Genomic DNA, 13427 nt, shown 5'->3' with positions numbered 1-13427 from the left:
AGAGTATCATTGTAGCTGCTGACGATAATAGCAACCTGGAACCACCTGATTCCATTCCGAACTCAGAAGTGAAACGGGTTAACGCTGATGATAGTCTGGCATTCGCCAGGTGAAAGTAAGTAATCGTCAGCACTTTTCAATAAAGTTAAAAGTCTTTAAACTGTTTTTAATTTTCCCATATGTTATCATACTAGTCATCTTTATGATTTATATTCAACTAATGTTTAGAAATTTACCTTTATTTATAGGTTTGCGATATATTCGTGCAAAAAAGAGAAATAGATTTATTTCTATAATTTCTGCAATCTCATTTTTGGGAATATCATTAGGTGTTGCTGTTCTTATTACAGTTATGTCAGTTATGAATGGTTTTGATGATCAAATTAAAAGTAAAATTTTAATGATGGTTCCACCTGTAAAAGTTTATGAAGTAGGTGGAAAATTAAATAATTGGGAAAACTTAGCTAAGGATATAGAAAAGAAAACTGATCAAGTTACAGCAGCCGCTCCTCTTATTAGTTCACAGGGTCTTTTAACATCTAATGAAAGAGGAAGTACAACAGCATTTGTGCAGATTCAAGGGATATCACCAAAAGAGGAAGTTAAAGTTTTACCAATAGCTGATAATATTATTCATGGCAGTTTAGATTCATTAGATAAAAATGAAGGCTATAACGTTGTTCTTGGTAAAGCTTTAGCTGATAGTCTGGGTGTGATAGTGGGTGATAAAGTCACTCTAATTGTTCCACAGGTTAATCTAACTCCAGCTGGGATGATGCCACGGATAAAGCAATTTACTGTTACAGGTATTTTCTCAGTTAGCTATCAGTACGATGCATATTATGCATTTATAAATCTTCAAAATGCTCAGAAACTTTTCCAAATGGGAGATAAAGTAACTAGTTTACAGTTAGCTATGAAGAATGTTTATGATGCGCCTTCATTAAAATATGCTTTAAATACTAGCTTACTTTCACCGTATTATATGGCAAAAGATTGGACAGATGAAAATAGATCTTTCTTTGATGCTTTAAAAATGGAAAAAACTATGATGTTTTTCATTTTACTTTTAATCATTATGGTGGCGGTATTTAATTTATTGTCCTCATTGGTAATGGTAGTTACAGATAAAAGAAGTGATATAGCTATTTTAAGAACTATGGGGATGTCATCTAAACAGATATTGGCGGTATTTATTTATCAAGGATTTATTATAGGTCTTATTGGAACTTTGATAGGAGTTGTTCTAGGTATTGGGTTAGCTACTTATGCGACCGAGATCGTTAATTTTATTCAAAAAGTGCTTGGACAACAATTAATTAGTGCAAGTGTTTATATGATTGATTATATCCCTTCGACTTTAATGTGGTCGGATGTTCTAAAAGTGATGATTGCATCTGTTATTTTAAGTTTCTTTGCAACACTTTATCCTGCGTGGAGTGCTTCTAGAGTACAACCTGTGGAGGCTTTAAGATATGAGTAAAGTGGTTATTAGTTGTAAGAATATTAGTAAGGATTATTCTGAATTTAAAAATAATATCTCAATATTAAAAGATATTAATTTAGATATTAATGAAGGTGAAAAGGTTGCTATTTTAGGTTTGTCTGGATCCGGTAAAACTACTTTACTAAATGTACTTGGTGGATTAGATAAGGCAACATATGGAGAAGTCTTTTTGATGGATAAAAGGTTTGACAATCTATCTCCAAATAAAAGGGCGAAGATGAGGAATGAGCATTTGGGTTTTATTTATCAGTTACACCATTTGTTACCAGAATTTACAGCTTTAGAAAATGTAATGATTCCACTAGCAATAACTAAAAAATACAAAAAAGCTGATGCGTTAAAATTAGCAAAAGAAATTTTAGAAAAAGTGGGTCTTGAGAAGAGAGAAAATCATAAGCCGTCTGAACTTTCTGGTGGTGAAAGACAGAGAGTGGCAATTGCTAGAGCTTTGGTTACAAAGCCAAATTGTATATTAGCAGATGAGCCTACTGGAAATTTAGACTCAACAAGATCAGAAAATATTTTTAGATTAATGCAAGAATTAAGTGAGGAGTATAAGACTAGTTTTGTAGTAGTTACTCATGATGAAGATCTTGCTAAGAAAATGGATAAAATTTATAGATTAGTAGATGGTTCACTAATCCTAGAATAAATGTAGGAGGAATTTTGCGAGGCAGAAAGGCGATAATCGGTAGCTTTTTTGCAATTTCAGCTTCAATAGTTAATGGTTCTGTAGGTGTTTTTGTAAAAAATTTGTTTCAAATGGATTTTGATTATTATCAGGCTTCATTTTATAAATGTGTAGTTGCTTTTTTTATTTTATATTTCATATGTATGTCAAATGCTAAAATGAGAAGAGAGTTTAGAGAGTTACTTAGAAATCCAGTACCTATAGCAATATGTGCTTTTTTAGGTTTGTTTGTATTATATTTCTTTGAGACTTGTGCATATCAATATATGAAAGTTTCGGAAGTGGTTCTTTTATTGATGGTAGGGTCGGTAATAACTTCAGCAATTCTTAGTGCAATTTTGTTAAAAGATAAGTTAGGCATTACTAGCATAGGGGCTCTTATTCTAGCGCTTATTGGGATATTTCTTCTAACTGATATTGGTGGAGAGGTTAGTGTTCAAGGCTGTATGATAGCTTTTATGAGTGGAGTTGGATATGGAGGATATTTAGTTTTATCCAGACTTTTTAAAATGAAAGCAACTGTTCCATTCTTGTGCTTACTATTATTGTTTGGTTGTTTATTTCTGATGATACCATTTTTACTTTATTCAGATCCTGTGATACCAAGTAGTGGTGGTTTGGCAGATATCTTAATATTAGCAATTTTCCCAACTATCTTAGGATTTTATTTTACAACTAAGGCATTAGAGTATATATCATCAAATAAAGCGCAATTGATGGAGTTATCTGAACCAGTTTTTGCATTAATATTCTCAATGATATTCTTAGGAGAATTCTTAACTAAATTACAGTTAGTAGCGATGGTATTAATAATCTTTGCTTTATATTTAGCAGAATCCCAGATTGTTAAGAATATTCTAGATAAGTTTAAGTGTTTTTGTTATAAGTAATATAAAAGATCATCTTGAAGAGATAGTTGTCTATGAATTTTGAATTATATTCTGTATCAAATATAATCTCTCAACTTTTTATTCTTTTATTCGTTCTAAAAATAAGAGATTTTAAGACTTCTGCTTGGACTTTTTATTTATTGGCGAATGTTAGATATGTTGTTGCTACAAGCCTTCTGTACTATTATTTTGGCAACTCTGATTGTTTCACCTCCGCAGTTGGTGATGTTGGGCTTTATACAGTCTTAAATATTGTAGGGTTTATGATTTATTTAAAACTTAAACTTATACCTAAAAAAAGTAGCTGGATTTTTCTAGTTATAATTTTTATATCATCATCGATTCTATTATTAACATATTTATATTTAGTTAACTCTAATGCTTTGTACTATATGTGGGATAATGCGAAAATAGCTTTATTATTTTCATTTATTGATATTACAGGCTTAATATTACTTCTTTTTAAAAGAGTTGAAGGGTTTTTACTTTTTGCAATTAGCTGTTTTTCAGATTTTTATTATAAATTTATTTTTATTTTCTATCAGCTTGATAGCTTAGTTGATTCAATTGGTAAGGTCCAGATATCAATTAGTATTATAGATAGTACTTTATCAATAATATTTATTTTAATTATGTTAAAGACTTATGCTAGATATTTAATGAATTTTAAACAAAATATACTATAAAGGTATACTTTATTTTTTAGATAAATTAATATTTCTTTAATAATTTTTAATAATTTATTCATATGCTTACATATAAACTATTTCTAATATCAAATCTAATTTCAGGATTTTTTTTAGTCCTGTTTGCTTTAAAAATAAGCAATTTCCGAGCATCTGCTTGGTTTTTTTATTTGCTAGGGAATATAAGATATATTATTGTGGCATCAGCTTTTCAATATAATCAAATCGGCATGGTAAATGTTTTTGGAGTGGTAAGCGATATAGGTTTCTACCTTGTTTTAAATATAATAGCTTTTATTCTTTATGTTAAAGTTGATTACAAACCTAAACAAAGTAGTTGGCTTTTTCTAGTAGGAGTACTTATTGCTTCTTCCTTTATATTTCTATTATATAACTATTTTATGCACCCAATGGCTTTAAGCTTTATGTGGAGTAATATGAGGATAGGTGTTATATTTGTTTTAATAGATATGGCAAGTTTAGTACTTTTTATGTTTAAGAGACTAGAAGGCTTTTTATTATTTGCATTTGGATGTTTCTCAGATTTTTATTATAGTGCATTAGTGAATCATAATATTTTTAATGGTGTTTATATGGGAGTTACTGCTATAAGTATGTGTTTCACAATAGCTATTATGTTTATTATGACACGAGCATATATTAAGCATTTAGATATAAAGATGACTAATGATGAGTAGTAACGATTAGAAGTTTCTGGGGCATTAAAGTGATACGGACATCTTTTATATATTTACCTTTTATAATTGAAAATTTATTTACATTATTTTTTATTTTACTTTTAACAAATAGAAAGAAAATAGCGTGGGGATGTTTAATAATTGCTTATATGGCACCCCTTATAAGAGAGGTTGTAAATATAGGCTCTTCAGCTGTCCCTGAGGGATATAATACTTATGCAATAACTATAAATATACTATATCTATGTATAGCTATTTTAGGATATGCAATATTTCAAAAAACTGTTAATAGTATTAATAATTCTAAGAATAGAAAATATGTCTATTTTAGAGATGCTATTTTTATATTATTAATTATTGTTATTGCTTATAGTATTCTTGGTTTAGTAGATTTTAATTTTACTAAAGCTAATTTTGAAACTAATGCTACTTTGTCTAGCTTATTTGTGATTAATGATATTGTATGCATGTATGGATTAGTTTTAGCAGCCTTACTTTATAGAGTATCATTTATATTTTTAGCAATTGGGAGTTTATTATTAGTTACAATAAACTTATATGAAGCAAAAATAATACCATCGGAAGCTATATTTTTGCATTTTTATACATTGTTTTGTGTTATTTGTGTGATCCTCTTAATAAGAGGTTATTTTTTAAATAAGAAAATAGAACTTTAATGATAGATTTTTATTAATTTTTATAAAGCTATAAAAGGATGTAGTATGAATTTTTTAAAGTTTACAGTTAATGTAAATACATCAATAGATATAAATGCTGAGCTAGAAGATGTTAGGAAGATTATAGGTGACTTTAATAAATGGAAAGAGTTTTCACCTTGGAAAATACTTGATGAAAATACTGAAAACCATATTAGTAAAGATGGTAAGGAAATTGGTAGTATCATGAGTTGGTCTAGTAAATATACTGGCGAAGGTGAAATCGAGTTGACGAAAAAAGTAGATCATGGTTTTTTTTATGAACTTAGATTTTTTAAACCTTTCAAATCTAAAGCGAAATCTTTGATTACATTCCATTCAGAACCTAATGCAACGAGGGTTTTTTGGCATATGAAAACGAAGTTGCCAATTTTCTTAATATTCTTTAAGAAAATCTTTATTAATATGATAATAAGTGATTTAGATAGAGGATTGAAAATGCTAAAAGCCTTAATTGAAGTTGGTAAAGTGAACTCTAAAATAGAGAATTCAGGAACGGCTGAGTTTGGTGGGCAAAGTTTTATTGGTATAAAAACAGAAAATTGTTTACTTAAATATTTACCTGGTGAAATGACTAGGAATTTTGAAAAACTTAAAGAATTTGTTGGAGAGAAGAATCTAGAGAGCGCAAAATTTTTCAGTATATATCACTCAACAAATATGAAAACTATGGAATTTAATTTTACAACTGCAGTTAGTTTTAATGGTTGTGAAAGCATGCAAGTAGTAGAAGATATTTATAAGGGTGAAAGTCCGGTTATAAAAGCTTTGAAAATTAGACATATAGGAAACTGGAAGTTTTTAGGAAATGCTTGGAAATACGGAATGGTTAGATGCCATGGTAAAGCAGCTATTTATAAATATAATAAAGAAAATCCTAGTTATGAGGTTTATGAAAATATGAAAGATCCTAAAGTTACGGATGTATATATTAGTATAAAATAGGCGTCTACATCTTCATTCTTTTATCTTTATTAAGATATACTTAGCTTAACCTTTTTAAAAATCTTTTTTTATGAATGATTATAAATATTGTATAGGATTAATGTCTGGAACTTCTTTAGATGGTATAGACGTTGCTTTGTGTAAAATAAGAGGATTTTCAACAGATACTGATATAAAGTTGATAGATTTTAAAACTTATAAGTATTCTGAAAATGTATTAGAAGATATAAAAGATGCTTTAGATATTTCAAAAAGTAATTCAAAGTTGTTGTGTAGTTTAAATTTTAAGCTTGGTAAAGAATATGCTAGAGCTGTAAAGCTAATGTGTAAAGAGGCGAGTATTTCACTTGAGGATGTTAACTTTATAGCAAATCATGGGCAGACGATTTATCATCAAAATAAAGATGAGGGTAATTTTGTAAAATCATCATTACAGTTAGGAGATGCTGCTACTATTGCCTATGAGTGTAAAACTACAGTAGTTTCTAACTTTAGATGTGGAGATATTGCTGCTGGTGGTGATGGTGCACCATTAGTACCTTATGTAGATTATTTACTATATAGAGATGAAAATAAAACTAGAGCTTTACATAATATAGGTGGAATTGCTAATACTACAGTTATTCCCAAAGGTGGCAGTGTCAATGATATTATAGCGTTTGATACCGGTCCTGGTAATATGATGATAAATAGAGCTGTAGAAGTTTTATTCGGAAAACCATTTGATGAAGATGGAAATATAGCAGCAAAAGGTAAGATTATCTCAGCAATGTTAGAAGAGCTTTTAGGAAATCCATATTTTAAAAGATTACCCCCAAAGTCTACAGGTAGAGAGCTTTTTGGGATAGATTACACGGACTCTATTTTAGAAAAATATAAGAATAATGATAGGTATGATATCGTACATACTTTAACTATTTTTACAGCAGAAACAATTTTAGAAGCATATAAAAACTTTGTTGAAAGTAAATATAAACTTGATGAAATAATATTTACTGGAGGAGGGGCTTATAATAAGTTTCTTATAAACTATATGAGAAATAAATTATTAGCAAAGGTCAAAATATTTGAAGATATTGGTGAGAATAGTGATGCTAAAGAAGCTGTAGCTTTTGCTGTGTTAGGTAATGAAACGCTTCATAAAATTTATAATAATATTCCATCAGCAACAGGTGCTAAAGAAAAGGTAATACTTGGACAGATTAATTTTTAACAATTGTTTTTAATTTATTTCTACTCCAGCTGTCAATTTGTTGCTGATTTTTTCCAAACTTTTGGAAACCATCGACCTTACTGTTAATATTTATTTCTTCATTTCCATCACCAATTTTAACGTTATTATAATTTTCATTTCCTTCATAGTGACCACTCTGTGATGCAAACATAGAAAGATAAAAAGCAAGACTACCTTTTTCTTTTTTATTAGGAAGTACTTTTATTGAGTCTGTATAGCCTTTCATAATTTCTGATTCGGCACGTATAATAATATTTAGGCAGGAGAGAATAGCTTTGTCCACTAAATTACTTTTTGCTTCATTCATTTGAATTTTTGTTTCATTCATTCGATCTTTTGCTTGGCCTTTGGGGTCAGTAACCATTTGATTAATATCTCTTTGACCATTAAAAGAATTAGCCCTGACAACAGTATCCTCATCTCTTATGCTACTATCATCTTTAGTGTTCAATTGTCTGAAAAACCTTTCTTGTATTTCAAATCTTTCTTTTATTTTCATATAGTTGCTATTTGCTGTTTTAACGTCTTCATTTTGTGAGAACAAGACTATATTATCTAGATCATTTAGATTTTCTAATTGCTTAAATAAAAAACTATATTGGTTTTTTATGAAAATTGTGACGTAGGATAAGTATGTTTTAAGCAAAAATGACCTTGTTTGGCCAGTAATGCCATGACGATGTATGACGCCATAGCCTTTTGTTTGAAAAGATACTGCTATTAATTTGTTAATGATGTTACCTGCTAGTACGGCTATGATAGATGGTGGGAAAGCTATTTGTAATGCGGCTAGCGTGCCTGTAGGAGTAGTTCCTCCCATTAAGTTAGTTAATTCATTACTTAAAGCTGTCCTTCCAGTACCAGTACCAAACATGTATGCTTGCTCTCCCATCATATTTGCTGTAGCTCGTCCTGCACTTAGGTTACCAGTATTTAATTCATACTTTAGGTTGTATGCTTCTAAGCCCTCAGACAATGCTTGTGTATTAGATAAGAATATTTTTGTATAATTGAAAACTTCTTTAATTTTATCAGATGTATTATCTTCCACTTGTATGTCTTTAGGATCTTTTTTGAGTGACTTAAATTTAAAATGATTATTTTTTATAGTATCAAATAGTTTTGTATATTTTTCTTTTTCCTCACTGCTAAAGAAAATGTCAGCTTCATCATTAAAACGTCCATTACCACATAAAATAGCAGCAACTTTATCTGGAACCTCAAGGTCTTCAGCTGTCACATGGCTATTAAGGGTATCTTTTTTTAGCAAAAGGTTTTTTCTATACTCATCGTTTATTAGACTTCTTAAGGCGGTACCTACAATATAATATAAAATATCTATAACAGATTTATGCCTTGTATCTGGAGTTAAGTAATATTTAATTAACTCAGTAGGATCATAAAATAGAGATGATTTTATTTGTAATTGGGTATGTAATCCATAAGGAGCATCTTCAAGTCTTTCAATTGCTTCTATTTGATCCCTCTTTTGCTTGACAACTATACAGGCATTATGAAAAATAGATAGCACTATAAAACCGTAGGGAGAGCTTATATACCCACTACCACTATTATGCCCTTTTCTATTTCTAACTTCTAAGAACTTATTTCCAAGCTCATTTAGGAATTTTATTAGTGGTGTACCTACTTTAGGTTCTTTATTTATTTCATCGGGAGTCATACATAATTTAAGCTGAGCTTTTATTCTATTAGCTTTTTCAAACTCGGAATGTTTAAGCTCATTTGTGTGAACGAATTTGGTGTCACGGTTAAATAAAGATTTAGTATTTATCGCAATGTTTCCTAGAGTTGAGCTAACAGCATTTTTATTGTCTTGTATTTTATATAAGCCAACAAAAGAGTCTACTCCTTGGTTTATTGCATCTTTTATATTATCAAGTGATGTGAATCTAATATAATCATATGATTTTTCCACTTATGTTTTCTCCTAATATCTTTTATCTCACAGTTAGTATATTAAGAATTAGAAATACAGGAAAATGTTTACATGGCGTACATGCTCTTATTTTTGAATACCTGTTTTTCATTTTTTGTGGTGCGAAAAAGTTGATTTTTTTAAAAAAAATTAAAAAAGAGCTATGGAATGTGTTGAATTGCAAAAAATATATGGGATAGTAAAGGAGAGAGAAGAAAAATTATGAAGTGAGGAGTATATGAGATCAGATATGTGGTCTTTTATACAACACTGATAATCTAAAAAAAGAAGAGGTGTTTTTATGAAAGATGGCGAAAACTTAGTTAAAGAAAATGATAAGCTCATATCTAAAATAAATAAGATGTTAGATACCAAACTACCAAATAAGTTTTGGGAGCGTATTGATGGTGCAACGTATAGTGAGTCTTATAGTAAAGCTTTTACCAAGGATCTTGAGAGAATTAAAGAGGCAAGTGTAGAATTTGAAAAAGTCTATGATATGGATAGTAATCTAATTATAGATTTAGGTAAGCTTTCAAACACCCAGAAAATTAAAGGGATGGTTAAAGAAAAGCTTTTTAATGAAAGTGCCAGGAATATGTATATTGAAGATGAGATTATTCTTGAGTCAAAATTATCAACAAAGGAAGCATATACTAGCGGTATTGAAAATGCTCGCAAAAAATTAATTGAAACTATATATAAAGATTATAAATATACGGGAACCTATGCTGAAGAAAAGCGATTATTTGCAAGTAAAAGTGCTGATGATATGCTATCAAAAAGGATTCGTTTGTGGAATACCGTAAAGGTTGCTGATGTTTTCAAATTTTTTTCTAAGGATGAAATGTCTAGCTTTATTGGTGGTGGTTCACTAGCTTTTAAGACAGATTACTGGAGCGCATCTGCAAAAGTGGGTGCTAAGGTAAGTTCTACTCTCGATAAAATATTTGGTGATGATGCTGCCAAAATTAACGATAAACTTAAGTTTAAGGCTGAAGCTTATACTAATTTTAATTTACACTATGCAAGATCTTTTAAAGGAAAAGGGACTATCCTTTTGTGGAGTACTCTAGCTACGAATTCTGGAAATATGAGTTTGTTCCCAGTCTATTTAAAGATACCTGCATTGATAGTTGATCATACTATAGAAGCAGATGCTGCTGCTGGATTTAAAGCAGCTATTGGAGGTAGTAAAGTTTGTGATATAAGTAGTGAGGATGGAGGGTTTGCTAAATCATACCTTGACGCAAGACTTATAAGCGCAATGTATAGTAAGCATGTTAAAACATTAGTTGCTAGTCCAGTGTATAAAAAATCAAATTATGATGCCTTGATAACAGATAATGAAGATAAAAAAAAGCTTGGAAAGAAGATGTTTCAAGATCAGAGCAATTATTATATTGGTGATGAATATAAATATCTTATCTTTACAGATTCTGAGAATAGTAATGTTTTAGCAAGGGAATATTCTTATCCTGATATTGAAGCTACTTTTTTTAATAAACAGTTACAATTAAGCTATAGAGAAAGAACAAGGTTGAAGGTTGTTATAGATAGCTTAAAAGGTAAAGGAGTTGCCACTTTTAAGAAAGAGTCAGAGTATAGAGAAGCTGATATATTTAAATATCCTTTTTATAAGGAGAGTAAGACAGATAAGGTATATGGCTTAAAGATATTGGAAACATCCGCAAAAATAAGTACTAAGCCTAAAGAAATTTCAGAAGATTTATCTAATATTGATAATTACCAAAAAGTTTTAGAATGGTATAAGGAAAAAGTTGAGGAAAGTAACAAATTTCCAGTGATGCATATTCCTGAGGTGGTTAATCTTATAGGAGATGTTGATGTTAAGCTTGCAGTTACTCTAGGGCTGTATAGAATGGGAGGGGCATCATCTACAAAAACGATTAGTATATCGTTGCCATTTAGTACTAAATTTAATCCACAAGTTACTGGAAAAAGAAATTTTTCATCTGCAACTGATTCTTTAGGAAAGGTTTTCCAGAACCAATATAAAACATCAGGTAAGCTTAAATCAATAACTGAAAATAATGTGATAAATAGTGGTGAAAAAACTAGTTTACTTAAATCTTACCGTAATGATATGGCTGATTATGTTGATGTATTTGTTAAGAATGAGAAAATACATGATAAAAGTGATGAAATTGATTTTATAACAGCATTGACTGGAAGTTCGGAGTCTTTAAAGAATAAGGGTCTCAACTATGGTGTGAATATTGCTGATCCTTCGTTTCAGCTTGATGATCAACAAATGAGTTCTGAGACAATTATTCCTATGGATGAATCTATAAATATAAATAGTGATGAAGCAGATTTTGTTTATAAGCAATTCAGCTTTGTCAATTATATTAAAAATGGAGAAATACAAGAATTTAAAGGAGATAAAGAAAAGGTTTCTAAATTTCTTTATACAGATTTAAATATTGGTTCTAATGAAAAAAAAGATAAAGATGATGTAGATCAGCTAATGGAAAAGGATTGCTATTTTGTCGCAACTGAAAGAAACTCAGCTGGTTATATATCTTTTAATGGAGCATGGAACTTGAGTGGTAGTAATCCTATTTTTGATCAAAATCTAAGTAGTTTAACTATAGGCTCAAGTATTCCTATAAGTAAAATTAAAAGCTTATTTCTTAAAGCAGATAATTTATATGATAAGTATAATATTGACTTTTTCTCAATTTTCAACAAATTAGATCTGGAAAAAACTAGCTCCTATGCAATATACGACTTTAGTGTGGCAGTTACCCTTAACGCTCTTAAGGGAAATGAAGACTTGTATAGGGTTACAAAAGAAGATAGGGCAGAATATGCTGAGTATAAAAAGAGAAATCTTAAATGTATGCGCGAATGGATAAATTTTGTACTAAATGATTACTCTAATATTTTTAATAACCTTAAGTTTGATAGTGATAGAAATTTTGCTAAAAAAACCTTCTATGACATATTTAATAGAGATTATAAAAGTTTTAGATCTTGGATAGAGGATCGTTTAAGAAAATTGGATGATTTGCTCGTGACTGAATTTAAAACATATCTATCAACCCTTTCAAAATGCTCAAAGGAGCTTGCAAGAAATAAAGATTCTTTAGCTACCGTTGAAGATAATGATGTTATTCTAAAGGCTGTTAGAGAGTGTATCCTTTTGAATAATAGTATAAATAAAAAAGTTGTTACGCTTTTAGAAAAAATAAAGCTATTGGGTATTAATAATAAATTGAATGATGTCACAATTTCAGAATCTCATTTAAAACTAATAAATGTTATAAGAATAGCAACGGAAACACATGCAAAGCTTTTTTTAGAAGAGGTGGCGTCAGTAAGTGAAGAGACAAATTATTCTTCAGAGAATACTTTTGAGTTGTACTGTATGTTATCAGAGTGTGTTCTAGCTGCTAAGGAGTTTGGTGACTATGCTTCTAATGTAGCTTTACCTATTGATCAGTTTCTAAATCTCCTTTCAAAGCATATAGGGGAAGATACTGAAAATAAGAAGAGTAGTGATACAATAATTGAAATATTGTTTAACTATGAAAATTTGGGTGTGGACTCTATATTTTTAGAGACAATATGGGATTGTTCTGAATTATTAAAAATACATAGTGATTTGGAGAAAGTAATCAATTGTGTAACTAATAAATCTAAAACTATAAATATTAATGAAGCTGAAATTACTAATATTTTAGCTAAAATACCAGCTTCAATAAAAGAAGCTGTTAAATCAAAGAAAGATATTGTAGGTAATGCTTATATTGGATTTAGAGTTCTTAAGCCATCTGCAAATAAAAATAGCGATTCAGTTACTTTTCCAATTGGCTTAACGTTTAATCCAATAAAAGGGGATTTAAACATTAAACATGGTCTTCCACTTCCATTAGTACCAAATGAAATAAATATCCCAGGGTGCTTTCCATTAACAGGAGTCCCTAGTGTTTCTAAGGTTATAGATAAACTAGCTAGTGCTGAAGCATCATTAAAGTTGGAGTTAGCTCAAACAAATGAAAAAGGAACGATTTGCCTTGAGTTATTGTTAAATGTTCCAAAAAATAACAAGGTGGATTTAAATCATAGATTAAGGCCTATAATCAATATATAGGAGT

Annotated in this window: 10 protein-coding genes and 1 rRNA gene; 10 read left to right on the top strand and 1 reads right to left on the bottom strand. The window is 29.7% G+C overall.

Annotated elements, in window-relative coordinates; all coding sequences use genetic code 11:
* The first annotated feature begins 17 nt into the window (after window positions 1-17).
* From rrf to anmK, 9 genes are all read left to right on the top strand, one after another.
* A 5S ribosomal RNA gene (rrf, locus tag DNK87_RS03820) occupies window positions 18-132 on the top strand.
* Window positions 133-220: 88 nt separating this feature from the next.
* Window positions 221-1483: a lipoprotein-releasing ABC transporter permease subunit gene (locus DNK87_RS03815; RefSeq protein ID WP_119331299.1), complete on the top strand. Its 1263-nt coding sequence runs from the start codon at window positions 221-223 to the stop codon at window positions 1481-1483.
* A complete protein-coding gene (gene lolD, locus DNK87_RS03810; protein WP_119331255.1) occupies window positions 1476-2159 on the top strand; it encodes a lipoprotein-releasing ABC transporter ATP-binding protein LolD in 684 nt (227 codons plus the stop codon). The genes DNK87_RS03815 and lolD overlap by 8 nt, the downstream gene beginning before the upstream one ends.
* Window positions 2160-2173: 14 nt before the next feature.
* Window positions 2174-3088, top strand: a complete 915-nt coding sequence (locus DNK87_RS03805) for a DMT family transporter (RefSeq protein ID WP_119331256.1) — start codon at window positions 2174-2176, stop codon at window positions 3086-3088.
* Between the two features lie 32 nt (window positions 3089-3120).
* Window positions 3121-3774 (top strand): hypothetical protein, encoded by a 654-nt coding sequence (locus DNK87_RS03800; protein WP_119331257.1) that lies wholly within the window; start codon window positions 3121-3123, stop codon window positions 3772-3774.
* A gap of 197 nt (window positions 3775-3971) precedes the next feature.
* Complete coding sequence (locus tag DNK87_RS03795) at window positions 3972-4472, top strand: hypothetical protein (protein WP_119331258.1); 501 nt, start codon at window positions 3972-3974, stop codon at window positions 4470-4472.
* Window positions 4473-4621: 149 nt separating this feature from the next.
* Window positions 4622-5149, top strand: a complete 528-nt coding sequence (locus tag DNK87_RS03790) for a hypothetical protein (RefSeq protein ID WP_119331259.1) — start codon at window positions 4622-4624, stop codon at window positions 5147-5149.
* A gap of 45 nt (window positions 5150-5194) precedes the next feature.
* A complete protein-coding gene (locus DNK87_RS03785; protein ID WP_119331260.1) occupies window positions 5195-6133 on the top strand; it encodes an SRPBCC family protein in 939 nt (312 codons plus the stop codon).
* A 70-nt stretch (window positions 6134-6203) separates the two neighbouring features.
* A complete protein-coding gene (anmK, locus tag DNK87_RS03780; protein ID WP_119331261.1) occupies window positions 6204-7346 on the top strand; it encodes an anhydro-N-acetylmuramic acid kinase AnmK in 1143 nt (380 codons plus the stop codon).
* Here the strand turns inward: anmK and DNK87_RS03775 are convergent.
* Entirely contained in the window at window positions 7336-9303 is a 1968-nt protein-coding gene (locus DNK87_RS03775) for a hypothetical protein (protein ID WP_119331262.1), read from the bottom strand. The genes anmK and DNK87_RS03775 overlap by 11 nt on opposite strands.
* A 301-nt stretch (window positions 9304-9604) precedes the next feature.
* Between DNK87_RS03775 and DNK87_RS03770 the strand changes: the two genes are divergently transcribed.
* Window positions 9605-13423, top strand: coding sequence for a hypothetical protein (locus DNK87_RS03770; RefSeq protein WP_119331264.1), 3819 nt, complete (start codon window positions 9605-9607; stop codon window positions 13421-13423).
* The last annotated feature ends 4 nt before the right edge of the window (window positions 13424-13427 follow it).

Source organism: Pseudofrancisella aestuarii, from assembly GCF_003574475.2.
Lineage (GTDB): Bacteria > Pseudomonadota > Gammaproteobacteria > Francisellales > Francisellaceae > Francisella > Francisella aestuarii.
The sequence above is the reverse complement of the archived record's forward strand: the minus strand, read 5'-3'. Positions and strand labels throughout refer to the sequence as shown.